Origin of the sequence: Mycolicibacterium bacteremicum (assembly GCF_002086115.1) — a bacterium.
Taxonomy (GTDB): domain Bacteria; phylum Actinomycetota; class Actinomycetes; order Mycobacteriales; family Mycobacteriaceae; genus Mycobacterium; species Mycobacterium bacteremicum.
On record NZ_MVHJ01000003.1, the window covers coordinates 198,166 to 213,502 of the forward strand.

At 69.3% G+C, this 15,337-nt stretch carries 20 protein-coding genes; 5 read left to right on the top strand and 15 right to left on the bottom strand.

Annotation, left to right across the window (positions count from 1 at the left end):
* The first annotated feature begins 12 nt into the window (after positions 1 to 12).
* Positions 13 to 381, top strand: coding sequence for an ArsR/SmtB family transcription factor (locus BST17_RS05055; protein WP_083055838.1), 369 nt, complete (start codon positions 13 to 15; stop codon positions 379 to 381).
* Entirely contained in the window at positions 378 to 767 is a 390-nt protein-coding gene (locus BST17_RS05060) for a Fur family transcriptional regulator (protein ID WP_083055839.1), read from the top strand. Before BST17_RS05055 ends, BST17_RS05060 begins: the two co-directional genes overlap by 4 nt.
* Positions 768 to 776: 9 nt before the next feature.
* On the opposite strand, the gene BST17_RS05065 is transcribed toward BST17_RS05060, so the two are convergent.
* The 4 genes from BST17_RS05065 to recO are packed head-to-tail and all read right to left on the bottom strand — an operon-like array spanning position 777 to position 3,262.
* Positions 777 to 1,175 (bottom strand): NUDIX hydrolase, encoded by a 399-nt coding sequence (locus BST17_RS05065; RefSeq protein WP_083055840.1) that lies wholly within the window; start codon positions 1,173 to 1,175, stop codon positions 777 to 779.
* Positions 1,172 to 1,555, bottom strand: coding sequence for a hypothetical protein (locus BST17_RS05070; RefSeq protein WP_083056063.1), 384 nt, complete (start codon positions 1,553 to 1,555; stop codon positions 1,172 to 1,174). Before BST17_RS05070 ends, BST17_RS05065 begins: the two co-directional genes overlap by 4 nt.
* A gap of 35 nt (positions 1,556 to 1,590) precedes the next feature.
* Positions 1,591 to 2,472, bottom strand: coding sequence for a decaprenyl diphosphate synthase (locus BST17_RS05075; protein ID WP_083055841.1), 882 nt, complete (start codon positions 2,470 to 2,472; stop codon positions 1,591 to 1,593).
* Positions 2,420 to 3,262 carry a DNA repair protein RecO gene (gene recO / locus BST17_RS05080; RefSeq protein WP_083055842.1) on the bottom strand — a complete coding sequence of 281 codons (843 nt, stop codon included), beginning with the start codon at positions 3,260 to 3,262 and terminating at the stop codon, positions 2,420 to 2,422. The genes BST17_RS05075 and recO overlap by 53 nt, the downstream gene beginning before the upstream one ends.
* A 66-nt stretch (positions 3,263 to 3,328) precedes the next feature.
* Here recO and BST17_RS05085 point away from each other — a divergent pair, with 66 nt between their 5' ends.
* Positions 3,329 to 4,786: an amidase gene (locus BST17_RS05085; protein ID WP_083055843.1), complete on the top strand. Its 1,458-nt coding sequence runs from the start codon at positions 3,329 to 3,331 to the stop codon at positions 4,784 to 4,786.
* A gap of 11 nt (positions 4,787 to 4,797) precedes the next feature.
* Positions 4,798 to 5,346 (top strand): CAP domain-containing protein, encoded by a 549-nt coding sequence (locus BST17_RS05090; protein ID WP_083055844.1) that lies wholly within the window; start codon positions 4,798 to 4,800, stop codon positions 5,344 to 5,346.
* On the opposite strand, the gene era is transcribed toward BST17_RS05090, so the two are convergent.
* From era to hrcA, 8 genes are all read right to left on the bottom strand, one after another.
* Entirely contained in the window at positions 5,343 to 6,257 is a 915-nt protein-coding gene (gene era / locus BST17_RS05095) for a GTPase Era (protein ID WP_083055845.1), read from the bottom strand. The genes BST17_RS05090 and era overlap by 4 nt on opposite strands.
* Positions 6,254 to 6,577, bottom strand: coding sequence for a cytidine deaminase-like protein (locus tag BST17_RS05100; RefSeq protein WP_083055846.1), 324 nt, complete (start codon positions 6,575 to 6,577; stop codon positions 6,254 to 6,256). The genes era and BST17_RS05100 overlap by 4 nt, the downstream gene beginning before the upstream one ends.
* The gene (locus BST17_RS05105; RefSeq protein WP_083055847.1) at positions 6,574 to 7,872 is read right to left on the bottom strand and encodes a hemolysin family protein; all 1,299 of its coding nucleotides are present in this window, start codon (positions 7,870 to 7,872) and stop codon (positions 6,574 to 6,576) included. Before BST17_RS05105 ends, BST17_RS05100 begins: the two co-directional genes overlap by 4 nt.
* A complete protein-coding gene (gene ybeY / locus BST17_RS05110) occupies positions 7,869 to 8,405 on the bottom strand; it encodes an rRNA maturation RNase YbeY (protein ID WP_083055848.1) in 537 nt (178 codons plus the stop codon). The genes BST17_RS05105 and ybeY overlap by 4 nt, the downstream gene beginning before the upstream one ends.
* 61 nt (positions 8,406 to 8,466) lie before the next feature.
* Positions 8,467 to 9,507 (bottom strand): PhoH family protein, encoded by a 1,041-nt coding sequence (locus BST17_RS05115; protein WP_083055849.1) that lies wholly within the window; start codon positions 9,505 to 9,507, stop codon positions 8,467 to 8,469.
* 80 nt (positions 9,508 to 9,587) lie between these two features.
* On the bottom strand, positions 9,588 to 10,328 hold the full coding sequence (locus BST17_RS05120) for a 16S rRNA (uracil(1498)-N(3))-methyltransferase (RefSeq protein WP_083055850.1): 741 nt from the start codon (positions 10,326 to 10,328) through the stop codon (positions 9,588 to 9,590).
* A gap of 112 nt (positions 10,329 to 10,440) precedes the next feature.
* Complete coding sequence (dnaJ, locus tag BST17_RS05125; protein WP_083055851.1) at positions 10,441 to 11,592, bottom strand: molecular chaperone DnaJ; 1,152 nt, start codon at positions 11,590 to 11,592, stop codon at positions 10,441 to 10,443.
* Positions 11,593 to 11,651: 59 nt separating this feature from the next.
* The gene (gene hrcA / locus BST17_RS05130; protein WP_083055852.1) at positions 11,652 to 12,683 is read right to left on the bottom strand and encodes a heat-inducible transcriptional repressor HrcA; all 1,032 of its coding nucleotides are present in this window, start codon (positions 12,681 to 12,683) and stop codon (positions 11,652 to 11,654) included.
* A 178-nt stretch (positions 12,684 to 12,861) separates the two neighbouring features.
* Here hrcA and BST17_RS05135 point away from each other — a divergent pair, with 178 nt between their 5' ends.
* Positions 12,862 to 13,170 (top strand): type II toxin-antitoxin system VapB family antitoxin, encoded by a 309-nt coding sequence (locus BST17_RS05135; RefSeq protein ID WP_083056067.1) that lies wholly within the window; start codon positions 12,862 to 12,864, stop codon positions 13,168 to 13,170.
* Here the strand turns inward: BST17_RS05135 and BST17_RS05140 are convergent.
* From BST17_RS05140 to mbtG, 3 genes are all read right to left on the bottom strand, one after another.
* Positions 13,140 to 13,742 (bottom strand): DUF998 domain-containing protein, encoded by a 603-nt coding sequence (locus BST17_RS05140; protein ID WP_234807535.1) that lies wholly within the window; start codon positions 13,740 to 13,742, stop codon positions 13,140 to 13,142. The genes BST17_RS05135 and BST17_RS05140 overlap by 31 nt on opposite strands.
* An 86-nt stretch (positions 13,743 to 13,828) precedes the next feature.
* Entirely contained in the window at positions 13,829 to 14,038 is a 210-nt protein-coding gene (locus BST17_RS05145) for an MbtH family protein (protein ID WP_083055853.1), read from the bottom strand.
* The gene (mbtG, locus tag BST17_RS05150) at positions 14,016 to 15,329 is read right to left on the bottom strand and encodes an NADPH-dependent L-lysine N(6)-monooxygenase MbtG (protein ID WP_083055854.1); all 1,314 of its coding nucleotides are present in this window, start codon (positions 15,327 to 15,329) and stop codon (positions 14,016 to 14,018) included. The genes BST17_RS05145 and mbtG overlap by 23 nt, the downstream gene beginning before the upstream one ends.
* Positions 15,330 to 15,337: the final 8 nt, after the last annotated feature.

Sequence of the window (15,337 nt, forward strand, 5' to 3'; positions counted from 1 at the left end):
TTCTGGCTCGTAATGAAAATGATTTCCAATTCTGCCACGGCCGAGGACCATTCCGCGCACGCCCACCCGAGCGCGCCGTTCCCCGAGCTACCCACGCGCGAGGTGCTGGACACCACCGGCGACCTGCTGCGCGCGCTCGCCGCGCCGTTGCGCATCGCGATCGTGCTGCAACTGCGCGAGTCGAGGCGCTGCGTGCACGAACTGGTCGACGCCCTCGACGTACCGCAGCCGCTGGTCAGTCAGCACCTGCGAATCCTGAAATCCGCCGGGGTGGTGGCCGGCGAACGCAGCGGCCGCGAGGTCATGTACCGCCTGGTCGACCATCACCTGGCCGAGATCGTGGTCGCCGCGGTCACGCATGCCTCGGAGGACATCGCGTGAACGCCCCCGTGCGATCGACCAAGCAGCGGGCGGCCATCTCCGCCCTGCTGGAGAACATCGAGGACTTCCGGTCCGCCCAGGAACTGCACGACGAGCTGCGCAAACAGGGTGAGGGCATCGGCCTGACCACCGTCTACCGCACCCTGCAGTCGATGGCCACCGCCGGGCAGGTCGACACGCTGCGCACCGACACCGGGGAATCGGTATACCGCCGCTGCTCGTCGCATCACCACCACCATCTGGTGTGCCGGGTGTGCGGCAGCACCGTCGAGGTCGACGGCGGCGCCGCCGAGGTGTGGGCCGACGAGGTCGCCGCCGAACACGGCTTCACCGATGTGAGTCACACCATCGAGATCTTCGGACTGTGCGGATCGTGCGGGAGCTGAAAACCGCGTCTAGCTGACGCGCACCCACTCCAGCACGATGTCCCGCGTCAACGGCGCCAGGTCGATGTCACCGGGCGCATCCGGATCGATCCATGCCATCTCGGCGATCTCGGCGGCCGGGGTCGGCGCGCCGTCCAACTCGGCCAGGAACAACTCGGCCGCGACCCGATGGCCCGGCTCGTTGGCCGCTGCCGCGTCGTGATGGCCCAGCGGGCGCACCGATTCCGCGACGATTCCCACCCCGAGTTCCTCGGCGACCTCGCGGCGCAGCGCCTGCACCGGCGTCTCCCCCGGCTCGATCTTGCCGCCGGGCTGCATGAATGCCGTCGTGCCGTGTTTACGGACCACCAGCACGTGATGGCGTTCGTCGAGCACCACCGCCGCGACGACGTGGATGACCCCGTTCACGCGCTGAGCGTGCGCCGCACGTCGGCGCCGGTGGCCAGCACCATCATGATCAGGGTGCCCAGCGCCTCGTCGGTGAGCCCGGACGCCGGAAAGTTGTAGCGCAGCAACACATCTGCAGACGCATTCTTCTCGACCATTGACACCGTGCCCAGCAGCGTGTCACGGGTGTGCCCGGCGACGGTCCCGCGCAGCGTGTCGTCGAGTGGGTGGTCCCAGACCAGGATCTGGTTCAGCGACACCATGTCCAGACCCTCGCCGACGCTGACCACCCGCAGTGAGGCGAAGGTGCCGTCGTGGTGCACGGTCAGCGCGCCGTCGTCCTCGCGGGTGGCGGGTAGCAGCGCCTCGACCACGGCCGCGAGACGCTCCTCCAGTGACACTCCCCGGTCGCTGCCCTCCTGCCCGCCGGTGACCATCAGGCCCGTCCGAAACGGCGGTTGCGGTGGACGTACTCCTCGCACGCCGCCCACAGGTCGCGACGGTCGTAGTCGGGCCAGAGCTTGTCCTGGAAGACATACTCGGCGTAGGCCGCCTGCCAGAGCAGGAAGTTGCTGGCGCGCTGCTCGCCGGAGGTCCGGATGAACAGGTCGACATCGGGGATGTCGGGCCGGTGCAGATGCCTGGCGAACGACGCTTCGCTGATCCGGCCCGGGTTGATCTTGCCCGCCACCGCCTCCTCGGCGAGTTGCCGTGCAGCCTCGACGATCTCGGTGCGCCCACCGTAGTTCACGCAGTAGTTGACGGTGATGACGTCGTTGCCGACGGTCATCTGCTCGGCGATGTCGAACTCCTTGATCACACTGCTCCACATCCGTGGGCGCGACCCGACCCAGCGCATGTTGACGCCCATCGCGTCCAGGTTCTCCCGGCGGCGACGCACCACCTCGCGGTTGAAGCCCATCAGGAAGCGCACCTCCTCGGTGCTGCGCTTCCAGTTCTCGGTGGAGAATGCGTATACCGACAGATGTTTGATACCCAGTTCGATGGCCCCGCAGGTGATGTCGATGAGCACCGCTTCGCCCATCTTGTGGCCCTCGGTGCGGCCCAGCCCGCGCTGGGTGGCCCAGCGCCCGTTGCCGTCCATCACCACCGCAACATGGTTGGGCACCTGGTCGGCGGGGATCTGCGGGGGCACCGCCTTGGACGGGTGCTGCGGCGGCCGGGAGAAGCGGCCGTTGGTCTTGGGTGGCAGGTCCGGGAAGACCACCGGCCACGTCGAGGTGTCCGGGAACTCCGGATAGTCCTCAGGCGCCGGGGGCAGCTGCGGGTAAGTGGTCTTGCCCCGTTTGATTGCCATGGGCCATATCCTGCCCGAACATCTCCGTCCGGCGTTCAACGGCCGCACTATCGACGCGGTACACCCGTTCCACCAGCGGCAATGTTCGCAGCTGACGTTCCAGGTGCCACTGCAGGTGCGCGGCGACCAGGCCGCTGGCCTGGCTGCGGTGCGATGCGGTGGACGCCTGAGCGAACTCCCAGTCCCCGTCGTGCAGGGCGGTCATCAGGTCCAGCACCGCCTGCGTGGGGGTCGCCGACCCGGACGGCCGGCAGTGCACGCACACGCTGCCGCCCGCGGCCACGTTGAAGGCCCGGTGCGGGCCCGGCGCGGCACACCGGGCGCACTCGGTCAGCGCCGGCGCCCAGCCCGCGATCCCCATCGCGCGCAGTAGATAGGCGTCGAGCACCAGCTCACGCGGCCGCCGTCCCTCCGCGACGGCCCGCAGCGCCGCGACGGTCAGCCCGTGCAGTTGCGGGACGGGTGCGCGTTCCTCACCGGCGAGGCGCTCGGCGGTCTCCAGCACCGCGCACGCACAGGTGTAGCGGCCGTAATCGCTGACGATGTCGACGGCAAAGGCGTCGATGGACTGCACCTGGGTGACGATGTCCAAATTGCGACCGGGATGCAGCTGAACGTCGATGTGCGCGAACGGCTCCAGCCGCGCCCCGAACTTGCTGCGGGTGCGGCGCACACCCTTGGCCACGGCGCGCACCACGCCGTGCTCACGGGTGAGCAGCGTCACGATCCGGTCGGCCTCGCCGAGCTTGTGCTGGCGCAGCACCACCGCTCGATCCCGGTACAACCGCATCGGACCAGTGTCCCACCGCGCGGTGACATCGGGCCAATCGCAACGCCGGATATCCTCGACGCTCGTATGTCCGCCACTGTGAAGAATCCCGCCCGCATGATCACCACCCCCTCCTTCCCCACCCTCACCCAGCTGCTGTACCGGCTCGCCAGCGGCGCCACGACCTCCGAACAACTGGTACGGGAGTCCCTGAAGGCCATCGAGGACAGCCAGCCCACGCTGAACGCATTCCGGGTCGTGCTCGCCGGCCAAGCGCTGGCCGACGCCGCCGAGGCCGACCGCAAACGCGCTGCCGGGCAACATCTTCCGCTCCTCGGGATTCCCATCGCGGTCAAGGATGATGTCGACGTGGCCGGGGTGCCGACCCGGTTCGGGACCGTCGGCGATCCACCCCCGGCCACCGCCGACGCCGAGGTGGTGCGCCGGCTGCGGGCGGCCGGGGCGGTCATCGTCGGCAAGACCAACACCTGCGAGCTGGGACAATGGCCGTTCACCAGCGGCCCCGGCTTCGGGCACACCTACAACCCGTGGTCGCGCCGGCACAGCCCCGGCGGATCCTCCGGCGGCAGCGCGGCCGCGGTGGCCGCCGGTCTGGTGCCCGCGGCCATCGGCTCCGACGGGGCGGGCAGTGTCCGCATCCCGGCCGCCTGGACCAACCTGGTCGGCATCAAACCGCAGCGCGGTCGCATCTCCACCTGGCCGCTGCCCGAGGCGTTCAACGGGATCACCGTCAACGGGGTGCTGGCCCGCACCGTCACCGATGCCGCGCTGGTGCTCGACGCCGCCGCCGGCAACGCCCCCGGCGATCTGCACAAACCCGATCCGGTGCGGGTCTCGGACTACGTCAGCCGGGCGCCGGGCGCGCTGCGGGTCGCGGTGTCCACCGCCTTCCCGTTCAATTTCTTCCGCTCCACCCTGCACCCCGAGATCGCCTCGGCGCTGCAGGGTGTCGCCGACCAGCTCGGGCAGCTCGGACACCGCATCACCCGGGCGGATCCGGACTACAACCTGCGGATGTCGTGGAACTTCCTGTCCCGGTCCACCGCGGGTCTGGTGCAGTGGTCGCAGCGGTTCGGCTCCGATGTCGAACTCGATGCGCGCACCGTGAGCAATATCCGCACCGGGTGGTTGCTGTCGCAGCACACCCTGCGCAAGGCGCGCGCCGCCGAGGCCGATGCCCAGCGCCGGATCGGCTGGATCTTCAACATCGCCGATGTCGTGCTGGCCCCGACGACCGCCCAGCCCCCGGCGCTGGTCGACGAGTACGACGATCGCGGCCCGCTGGCCACCGACCGGGCCATGATCCGCGCCTGCCCGGTGACCTGGCCGTGGAATCTGCTCGGCTGGCCCTCGATCAACGTGCCCGCCGGGTTCACCTCCGACGGGCTGCCGATCGGCGTGCAACTGATGGGACCGGCCGACAGCGAACCGCTGCTGATCTCGCTGGCCGGGCAGCTGGAGGCGATGAACGGCTGGACTGCCCGCCATCCCGATCCCTGGTGGCGCGGTCCGGCGCTGACGTAATGTCGTCCCCTATGACCAACGCCCGCCGCTGCGTGACCGCGCTGCCGGTCCTCGCCCTGGCCGCCGGGGCGGTACTGACCGCGCCGGGAGCCCACGCCGACAACCGGCGCCTCAACGATGGTGTGGTGGCCAACGTCTACACCGTCCAGCACAAGGCCGGGTGTAGCAACGACGTCAAGATCAACCCGAAGCTGCGGCTGGCCGCGCAGTGGCACACCAACGATGTGCTGCACAACCGGGCGCTCAACGCGGACATCGGTTCGGACGGAACCACGGTCGCCGACCGGGCGCGCAACGCCGGCTACGCGGGCGCGGTGGCCGAGACGGTGGCGATCAACCCGGCGCTGGCGATCAGCGGTATCGAGCTGATCAACCAGTGGTACCACCGGCCCGACTACTACGCGATCATGGCCGACTGCACCAATGTCGACATCGGCGTGTGGTCGGAGAGCCTGCTGGACCGCACCGTCGTCGTCGCGGTGTATGGAAAGGGCGACGGCGCGCCGCCGGTGCCCTCCGATATCCGGGACTTCGGCCAGGTACCCGGCTGGACACCCTAGAAGCCGAGGCGCCCAAGCTGTTTGGGGTCGCGCTGCCAGTTCTTGGCAACCTTGACGCGTAGCTCGAGGAAGACCTTGGTGCCCAGCAGCTTCTCGATCTGCAGCCGGGCGGCGGTGCCGACCTCGCGCAGCCTGGCCCCGCCCTTGCCGATGACGATGCCCTTCTGGCTGTCGCGTTCGACGTAGAGGATGGCGCGCACATCCAGCAGCGGATCGTCTTCCGGACGTCCTTCGCGCTCGTCGACCTCGTCGATGACGACGGCCAGTGAATGCGGCAGCTCGTCGCGCACGCCCTCCAGGGCGGCCTCGCGGATCAGCTCGGCCATCAGCACTTCCTCGGGCTCATCGGTGAGTTCGCCGTCGGGATAGAACGCCGGGCCCGGTTCCAGATGGGAGACCAGCACATCGGTGAGGACATCGATCTGCTGACCGGCGGTGGCCGAGACCGGGACGATGTCGGCGGCCTTGTCCCCGAAGGCCTCTTGCACCGCAACCAGTTGGGCGGCCACCTTCTCCCGCGACACCTTGTCGGTCTTGGTGACCACCACGATGAGCGTGGTCCGCGGCGCCACCGCGCAGATCTGCTCGAAGATCCAGCGGTCGCCGGGACCGATGCCCTCGTCGGCGGGGATGCAGAAGCCGATGATGTCGACTTGCGCGTAGGTGTCCTTGACCAGATCGTTGAGCCGCTGCCCGAGCAGGGTGCGCGGCCGGTGCAGACCCGGGGTGTCGACCAGCACGATCTGGAAGTCCTCCCGGTGCACGATGCCGCGGATGGTGTGCCGGGTGGTCTGCGGCCGGTTGGAGGTGATCGCGACCTTCTGCCCCACCAGGGCGTTGGTCAGCGTCGACTTGCCGGTGTTCGGGCGGCCGACGAAACAGACGAAGCCGGACCGGAATTCGGTACTCACGGGGCCTCCAGCGGGTTTCCCGACCGGTCGGTGACGATCACGGCAGCATCCGGGGACAGCTCGGTCACCGCGGCGACGCCGGCGTCGTCGGCCGATCCGCCGACCAGCACCGCGGCCTCCAGGCCGGCCGCCCCGCTGGATACCGCGGCGGCCACCGCGGCCTGCAGCGCGGTCAGCTGCAGCGCCGCCAGCGTGACCGGCGCGCCGGCGTAGGTCCGGCCGTCGAGATCGCGCACCGCCGCGCCCTCGGGCGCCTCGGCCCGGCCCATCGCGCCGCGGGCCAGCGTCACCAACTTGGCGTCTTCGTCCGGCAGGCTCATCCGTGGTCCTCCTGACTGTCGGGACTGCGTTCTTCGGGACTGATCAACACGGTGCCGACGCGTACCCGGCCGCGGTGGTCCGGCCCGCCCTCGGCGCGCAACCGCAGCCCGTTCCAGCTGACCTGCGCGCCGGGCAGCGGCACCCGGCCCAGTTCGTGGGCCAGCAGGCCGCCGACGGTGTCGACCTCCAGGTCCTCGCCGATCTCCAGATCGTCGTAGAGCTCGCCGAGATCCTGGATCGGCACCCGGGCCGACACCCGGAAGCGCTTGTCGCCCAGTTCCTCCCAGGGGGCCACCTCGTCGGCGTCGTACTCGTCGTTGATCTCGCCGACGATCTCCTCGAGCACATCCTCGATGGTGACCAGTCCGGCGATCGCACCGTATTCGTCGACCAGCAGGGCCATGTGATTGCGGTCGCGTTGCATCTCGCGCAGCAGGGTGTCCAACGGTTTGGAATCGGGCACGAAGACCGCCGGGCGCATCAGTTCGCCGACCCGGATGTCCATCCGGCCGCGTTCCAGCCGGGTCTGCTGCACCAAATCCTTGAGATAGATGACGCCGACGACATCGTCGACGTTCTCGCCGATCACCGGCAGCCGGGAGTGCCCGCTGCGCACCGCCAGCGATGTCGCCTGCGCGACCGTCTTGTCACTCTCGATCCACACCATCTCGGTGCGCGGCACCATCACCTCACGCGCCGGGGTGTCGCCGAGTTCGAAGACCGACTGGATCATCCGCCGCTCGTCGTCGGCCACCACACCGCGCTGCTGGGCCAGGTCGACCACCTCGCGCAGTTCGATCTCGGAGGCGAACGGGCCGTTGCGGAACCCCCGGCCGGGCGTCAGCGCATTGCCGATCAGCACCAGCAGCCGGCTGATCGGGGTGAGCAGTACCGAAATGGCATGCAGCGGAAGGGCCGAGGCCAACGCGATGGTGTAGGCGTTCTGCCGCCCGACGGTGCGCGGGCCCACCCCGATGGCCACGAAGCTGACCACCACCATGGTGGCGGCCGCGGTGAACAGCCCCCACCCGACACCGAGCGGGCCGTCCAGATAGGACACCAGCAGCACCGTCGCGGTCACCTCGCAGGTGATGCGCAGCAGCACAACCAGATTGATGTAGCGCGGCCGGTCGGCCAGCACCCGGGCCAACCGGATGGCACCGGGCCGCTCATCGCGGACCATCTCCTCCACGCGGGCCAGCGAGGCGGTACTGATCGCCGCGTCGACCGCGGCGAACAGGCCACCGAGCGCAATCAGGACCACTGCGCCCAGCAGCGGCGTGATGCCCGTCACTGCTGGTCGAAGTATCGCGACCTGTCCAGCAGGCGACGATCCTTCTCGGTCTGCAGATCCTGCCGGTAGGCCTGGACCTGGTCGGCGACCCACTCCTCCAGGAGACGACGCTGCAGGGCGAACATCTCCTTCTCCTCGTCGGGTTCGGCGTGGTCATACCCCAGCAGGTGCAGCACCCCGTGCACCGTGAGCAGCGCGAGCTCCTGCCCCAGCGAATGCCCGGCCTTCTCAGCCTGTTTGGCGGCGAACTCCGGGCACAGCACGATATCGCCGAGCATCGACGGACCCGGCTCGGCGGCATCGGGCCGACCGCCGGGCTCCAGCTCGTCCATCGGAAAGCTCATCACATCGGTCGGGCCGGGCAGGTCCATCCAGCGCATGTGCAGGTCGGCCATGGCCGCCTCGTCGAGCAGCACCATGGACAACTCGGCGGCCGGATTGACGTCCATCTGGCCGATGACGAATTTGGCAACGCTGATCAGTTCCTGTTCGGACACGTCGATGCCCGACTCGTTGGAGACCTCGATACTCATGCGGTTCCCTCGCAGGCTCGGGTTCCGCATGCAATTTTATTGTTCGCTCCGCAAGCTTCGCTCATCTATTCGGCCGACCACCCGAGCTGCGCCGCTGCGCCCGATTCAGCAGATCGGGCTGCGCCTCGTGCCGCGAGTAGGCGTCCACGATCTCCGACACCAACCGGTGGCGCACCACGTCGGCGCTGGTCAGCTCGGCGAAGTGGATATCGTCGATGCGAGCGAGGATGTCCGAGGCCGCACGCAGGCCCGACTGGGAACCGCCGGGCAGATCGACCTGGGTGACATCGCCGGTGACCACCATCTTGGACCCGAACCCCAGCCGGGTCAGGAACATCTTCATCTGCTCGGGCGTCGTGTTCTGCGCCTCGTCGAGGATGATGAACGCGTCGTTGAGGCTGCGGCCGCGCATGAAGGCCAGCGGGGCCACCTCGATCACCCCGGCCGCCAACAGGTTCGGGATCGCCGCCGGGTCCATCATGTCGTGCAGTGCGTCGTAGAGCGGGCGCAGATAGGGGTCGATCTTCTCGGTCAGCGTGCCGGGCAGGAAGCCCAGCCGCTCACCGGCCTCCACCGCCGGGCGGGTCAGGATGATGCGGTTGACCTCTTTGGCCTGCAGCGCGGCGACCGCCTTGGCCATCGCCAGGTAGGTCTTGCCGGTACCGGCCGGGCCGATGCCGAAGACGATGGTGTGCGAGTCGATGGCGTCGACGTAACGCTTCTGGTTCAGCGTCTTGGGCCGGATCGTCTTGCCGCGCCGCGACAGGATGTCCAGGGTCAGCACCTCGGCCGGGGACGCCTCGGACCCGCCGGTGAGCATGGACACGCTGTGCCGGATGGCATCGGGGGTCAGCGGCTGGCCTCGGCTGATGACGGCGGTCAGCTCGGTGACCACCCGTTCGGCCAACGCCACATCGGCGGGCTCACCGCTGAAGGTGATGTCGTTGCCGCGGACGTGGATGTCGGCGGTCAGCAGTTTTTCCAGGGCACGCAGGTTCTCGTCGGCCGAGCCGAGCAGGCCCACGATGGTGTCGGGCGGAACAGTGATGCTGCTTCGTACCGGTCCGGTGATCGGGCCAGCGGTCGTCTCGCGGGGCGTCACGTGGAGTTTCGTGCCTGCTTTCTGGGTTCTCGAAATGGTGCCTGTCAAGTTTACCGCCGGGTGCCGAGCTGTCCCAATGGTTAGTTCTGCAGGTCCCAGCGGCTGCTGAGGACGCCGATCGCCCCGAGCGCGACGGCCGCCGCGGTCGACGTACGCAACACCGACGGTCCCAGTCGTACGGGCTGCGCGCCGGCGGCGGTCAGCTCCGCCAGTTCCTCGGGCGCGACCCCGCCCTCCGGGCCGATCACCAGCAGCAACGCCTCGGCGTCGGCCACGCCGGCATCGGCGATGCCCACCGTCGCCGACTCGTGCAGCACCAGCGTGCGGGTGTGCGCCGCCCGGGCGACGAGATCCCGGGTGGACGCCAGGCCGTCGACGGTCGGGATGTACGGGCGCCGCGACTGCCGCGCGGCCGATCGAGCGACCGCACCCCAGCGCGCCAATCCCTTGTCGATCTTGGCCGAGGACTCCCAGCGCGCCACGCACCGCGCGGCCTGCCAGGCCAGGAAGCCGTCGGCACCGGCCTCGGTGGCCAGTTCCACGGCCAGCTCGGAGCGTTCGGATTTGGGCAGCGCCTGGGCGATGGTCACGGTCGGCGTTGCCCGCGCGACCTCCGTGAGTGCGAGGACCCGTGCGTCGAGGCGACCCTTGGCCACCTGCTCGACGACGACATGCGCGACGGCGCCGGCGCCGTCGCCGAGGTCGAGTTCCTCCCCCGCCCGGGTGCGCCGGACGGTCGCGGCGTGGTGCCCCTCGTCACCGTCGACGACGACGGTGCCGCCGACATCGGCCAGCGCGTCGACGTAGAACAGCGATCTCATCCGCGATCCGCTCCGCTGCTCGCTCGCGACCTCATCCGCGATCCGCTCCGCTGCTCGCTCGCGACCTCATCCGCGATCCGCTCCGCTGCTCGCTCGCGACCTCATCGAAAGATCAGCGGCCGGAGAACGTCTCGCGCAGCCGGCTGAACAGTCCACCCGCGGCGCCGGCCGCCGCGCCGTTGGCCGATTTCACCTCGGCGACGTCGCGGGCGCGGTGCTCCTTGAGCTTGCGCAGCAATTCGGTGTCGGTGTGGTCCAGCCGGGTCGGGACGAGCACCTCGACGTGGGCGTGCAGGTTGCCGCGCACACCGGAGCGCAGGTGCGGCATCCCGTGCCCGCGCAGCGTGGTGACCGCACCGGGCTGGGTGCCGGCCGGGATGTCCAGCTCGATCGGGCCGTCCAGGATCGCGTCGACGGTGACCTTGGTGCCCAGTGCCGCGTCGAACATCGGGACGGTGACGGTGCAGTGCAGATCGTCGCCGTCGCGCACGAAGACGTCGTGCTGCTGCTCGTGGACCTCGACATAGAGATCACCGGCGGGGCCACCGCCGGGGCCGACCTCGCCCTGGGCCGCCAGCCGCACCCGCATCCCGTCACCCACACCGGCCGGAATCTTCACGCTGATCTCACGGCGGGCCTGGACCCGGCCGTCGCCGCCGCAGCGGTGGCACGGGTCCGGGATGACCTCGCCGACGCCACCGCACACCGGGCACGGCCGCGATGTCATGACCTGACCCAGCAGCGAGCGCTGGACGGTCTGCACCTCGCCCTGGCCGTGGCAGGTGCCGCAGGTCTGCGGCGTGGAATTGCCGTGGGTGCCCTTGCCCTGACACAGATCGCACAGCACGGCGGTGTCGACAGTGACCTGCTTGGTCACGCCGGTCGCGCACTCGGCCAGATCCAGCCGCATCCGCAACAGCGAGTCCGACCCGGGTCGCACCCGGCCGATCGGCCCGCGGGAGCCGGCGCCGCCGCCGAAGAACGCCTCGAACACGTCGCCCAGACCACCGAAACCGCCGGCGAACCCACCGCCGCCGGCGGCCGCGCTCTCCATCGGGTCACCGCCGAGATCGACGATGCGGCGCTTCTCCGGATCGGAGAGCACCTCATAGGCCAGCTGGATCTCGGTGAAGCGCGCCTGCGCCGCCTCATCCGGGTTCACGTCGGGGTGCAGCTCCCGGGCCAGCTTGCGGTACGCGCGCTTGAGCTCCGAATCACTGGCGCCCTTGCTCACGCCGAGCAGACCGTAATAATCGCGTGCCACGGTTGAAACCTCTCTCGTACCGCCGTCGGCGGTATGCCCCAAAAATGTCGGGGACCCGGTTACCGGGTGCCCAGAACCTCACCTATGTAGAGAGCAACTGCGGCGACGTTGGCGATCGTTCCCGGATAGTCCATCCGTGTGGGACCGACCACACCCATACCGCCGAAGACCTTGCCCGAGCTGCCGTAGGTGGTGCTGACCACCGACGTCCCCAGCATCTGCTCGGCCTCGGTCTCGTGCCCGATACGCACCGTGACCTTACCGGCCTCCTGCTGCGCCGCGAGCAGCCGCAGCACCACCACCTGCTCCTCGAGCGCCTCCAGCACCGAACGCAACGAACCGCCGAAGTCGGCGGTGTTGCGGGTGAGGTTGGCGGTGCCACCGAGCAGCAACCGTTCCTCGGTGTGTTCGACCAGCGTCTCGACCAGCACGGTGGCCGCCCGGCCCACCGCATCGCCGAGTCCGCCGTGCCCGTCGAGCGCGCCGGCCAGGTCGGCCACCGCGATCGAGGCCGCCGACAGCGGTTTGCCCTCCAGCGCAGCACCGAGCCGCTCGCGCAGCTGGGACAGTTCGTGCTCGCTGATCGCATCGCCCAGTTCGACCACCCGCTGGTCGACGCGTCCGCTGTCGGTGATGACCACCAGCAGCAGCTTCGCCGGGGTCAGCGCGACGACTTCGAGGTGCCGCACGGTCGACGTCGACAGAGTGGGGTACTGGATGATCGCGACCTGGCGCGTCAACTGGGCCAGCAGCCGCACCGCGCGGCGCAGCACGTCGTCGAGGTCGACGCCCGATTCCAGGAAGCTCAGGATGGCCCGGCGCTCGGCGGACGACATGGGTTTCACGTCGTCGAGACGGTCGACGAACTCGCGGTAGCCCTTCTCGGTGGGGACCCGGCCCGAGCTGGTGTGCGGTTGGGTGATGTATCCCTCGGCCTCCAGGACCGCCATGTCGTTGCGTACCGTCGCGCTGGAGACGCCCAGGTTGTGCCGTTCGACGAGCGTCTTGGAGCCGATGGGTTCCTTGGTGGCGACGAAATCGGCGACGATGGCGCGCAACACCTCGAAACGACGGTCGTCGGCACTACCCATGGTTCACCTCCGGAATTCACCTGTCCGTTGCCCTGGATCTGTACCCATTTTACGGATATCAACTGCGCGGATTCACCTCGGCGGCAGCGGGCGGCGTGTTCTGCCCTTGAGGAGGCAAGGACATTGCCGAACATCGCCGGTGGTTTGCGGTTAACCTCACGTGCATGGGAGCCCGCCGGTGATCTTCAAGGGAGTTCGCGACGGCAAGCCGTACCCCGAACACGGCCTTTCCTACCGGCAGTGGGCGCAGATCCCACCCCGCCAGATCCGGCTCGACGAACTGGTCACCACCACGACCGTGCTGGCACTGGATCGGTTGCTGTCCGAGGACTCCACGTTCTACGGGGATCTGTTCCCGCACGCGGTGCGGTGGCGCGGCATCATCTACCTCGAGGACGGCCTGCATCGCGCGGTGCGCGCCGCGCTGCGCAACCGGACCGTGCTGCACGCGCGGGTCTACGACATGGACGGTCCGCTGCCGGCGTGACCCCGCCGGCACAGCAAGTGGCCGGCGGTCATCACCTGCCACGCGAAGATCGGGTACACGCTGCCGCGTTCCCACGCCCCGACCGGCGCTGCGCCGACGACGGTCATCAGCAGCGCGGCCATACCGGCCACGCCGAGTAGCACCGATGCGATGTGATACCAGCCGGGCTCGGGCCATCCGGTGGCGGCGATGGCCGCGGCGTTGCCGCCGACGATCGCCAGCCCCGCCCCGATGACATGCCAGGTGTTGCCCTGCCCGCTGTGCACGAACGCGATCAGGATGTTGCCGATGCCGTTGGCCACCGCGAACACCGAGAACCAGCGGCGCCGCGATTCGCGGGTGGCGAGCAGGGCAGCCGCGGCGAAGCAGAGACCCTGGAACGCGAACGCCGCATTCATCCACGCCGCGCGCGGTGAGACAGTCGGATCGCCCAGGGTGCTGATGTAGTCGCCGGCGTAGCCATAGCCCGGCAGTGCCGCCGCGGCCAGCACCTCGGCGGCGAAGTAGCCCGCCGCGCCGAGGATCCACAGTGCGGCGGCCGACCGCATCCGATGACCCGCGAGCAGACTCATGTACCCCTTATTGCCCAGCCGTGCGGGTATACATGCGTTCCCCCGCGAGCGGGAGGTACCCCCAGCTCGCGCCAGCGATCAGGCGCTCAGGACATGGCGTCGCGCAGGCTCTTGGGGCGCAGGTCGTTCCAGGTCTCCTCGACGTAGGCCAGGCAGTCGGCGCGGGTGCTCTCCCCGAACACCACCCGCCAACCCGGCGGCACATCGGCGAACGTCGGCCAGAGGCTGTACTGCTCCTCCTCGTTGACCAGCACGAAGAAGACGCCGTCCTCGTCATCGAATGGGTTGTTGCTCATGGGCTTTCCTTGCATCGTCGGTCTGCGCCGCGGAGGTCGCGAAGAGGTCGGATCCCAGCACCCGGTCGGACAACCGGCCCAGGCAGCTGAGATTGGGGAACCCGGGGCCCTGGGTCAGCCCGGCGAGTCCCGGCAGGAACAGCTTGGGGTCGACATCGTCGACCGACAGGTCATAGCCGATGGCCTCCTGAATGCTGTCGACCGTCAGCGGGCCGCCCAGGCCCAGCTCCAGCACATCGAGCGCCTCCTGGCGCAGCAGCGGCACGAACCACATGGCGTTGGCTCCGGAGCCGTCGATGACGAGGTCGAAACCGTGCACCGTCTCCAGCCGTTCGCCGCCGCGCTCGGTCTGCAGCGTCAGCCGGATCCGTTCGTCGCGGGCCACGGCGTGGGCCACCCGGCCGCGCAGATGCCGGATCCGGTCGTCGGCGAGCAGCCCTTCCTGCACGCGCACCGAGAACACCCCGCGGTCGGTGCGGTTCATCGCATCGCGCTTCTCGGCCAACGTCAGCCCGGCCCAGTGGATGGGATCGGAGTACAGCGAGTTCTCGAAGAACCCCTCGCCCCGGGTGAACAGCGTGACCTGCGGGGAGATCACGGTGATGGTCGAAACCCGGTGCCGGAACAGCTCGTCGAGCATGGTGCCCGCCGTCTCACCGCCGCCGATGACGGCGACGCGGTCCGCGGCGATCAGCTCGTGCTGGGCGGCGCGATGCCAGAACTGCGCGATCGAGAGCACCCGCGGGTTACCGGGCAGGATGGAGCGCTCGGCCTGGCCCGGCCCGGTGATCATCAGGGCGTCGGCGTGCACGGCGCCCTCGCGGGTGCCCAGTTCCCAGCGCGTTCCGTCATCGGTGTACTGCAACCCGATCTCGGTGACATCGCCGGTACGCACCGACATCCCGGTGTTCCCGGCCACCCAGCTCAGATACTGGCTCCACCGCTTGTGCGTCGGTGCCGGCCTGCCCCGGTCGATCCACTCGGCGAACTGGCCGGTGGACACCAGGTAGGACTGCCAGCTGTGCCGCATCATCCGCTCGTCCAGTTCGGCGTTGCGCCGCGACACCAGCGCGGACTGGTACGGGAAGCCGATGTCCTTCTCCGGCCCGGTACCCAGCCGGTGCTGACCGTCGGTCCAGCCACCGGCGGCCTGCCAGTTGGCGGCCACCGCGGTGCGTTCGATGGCCACCACGTCGGGAGCGGGCACTCCCATCGCGCGCAGTTCGGCCGCCTTGGCGGCCACCGCGATGGCCTTCACCCCGGCACCGATGACGGCAAGGGTCTTGGTCATGCGAACAC

Excerpts from the sequence above, each read along its gene's own strand:
- BST17_RS05055 (WP_083055838.1), top strand. The coding sequence starts at position 13 with ATGAAAATGATTTCCAATTCTGCCACGGCCGAGGACCATTCCGCGCAC.
- BST17_RS05075 (WP_083055841.1), bottom strand. The coding sequence starts at position 2,472 with ATGGCAATCAAACGGGGCAAGACCACTTACCCGCAGCTGCCCCCGGCG.
- recO (WP_083055842.1), bottom strand. The coding sequence starts at position 3,262 with ATGCGGTTGTACCGGGATCGAGCGGTGGTGCTGCGCCAGCACAAGCTC.
- BST17_RS05085 (WP_083055843.1), top strand. The coding sequence starts at position 3,329 with ATGTCCGCCACTGTGAAGAATCCCGCCCGCATGATCACCACCCCCTCC.
- BST17_RS05090 (WP_083055844.1), top strand. The coding sequence starts at position 4,798 with ATGACCAACGCCCGCCGCTGCGTGACCGCGCTGCCGGTCCTCGCCCTG.
- BST17_RS05100 (WP_083055846.1), bottom strand. The coding sequence starts at position 6,577 with ATGAGCCTGCCGGACGAAGACGCCAAGTTGGTGACGCTGGCCCGCGGC.
- ybeY (WP_083055848.1), bottom strand. The coding sequence starts at position 8,405 with ATGAGTATCGAGGTCTCCAACGAGTCGGGCATCGACGTGTCCGAACAG.
- BST17_RS05120 (WP_083055850.1), bottom strand. The coding sequence starts at position 10,328 with ATGAGATCGCTGTTCTACGTCGACGCGCTGGCCGATGTCGGCGGCACC.
- hrcA (WP_083055852.1), bottom strand. The coding sequence starts at position 12,683 with ATGGGTAGTGCCGACGACCGTCGTTTCGAGGTGTTGCGCGCCATCGTC.
- BST17_RS05140 (WP_234807535.1), bottom strand. The coding sequence starts at position 13,742 with ATGAGTCTGCTCGCGGGTCATCGGATGCGGTCGGCCGCCGCACTGTGG.
- BST17_RS05145 (WP_083055853.1), bottom strand. The coding sequence starts at position 14,038 with ATGAGCAACAACCCATTCGATGACGAGGACGGCGTCTTCTTCGTGCTG.
- mbtG (WP_083055854.1), bottom strand. The coding sequence starts at position 15,329 with ATGACCAAGACCCTTGCCGTCATCGGTGCCGGGGTGAAGGCCATCGCG.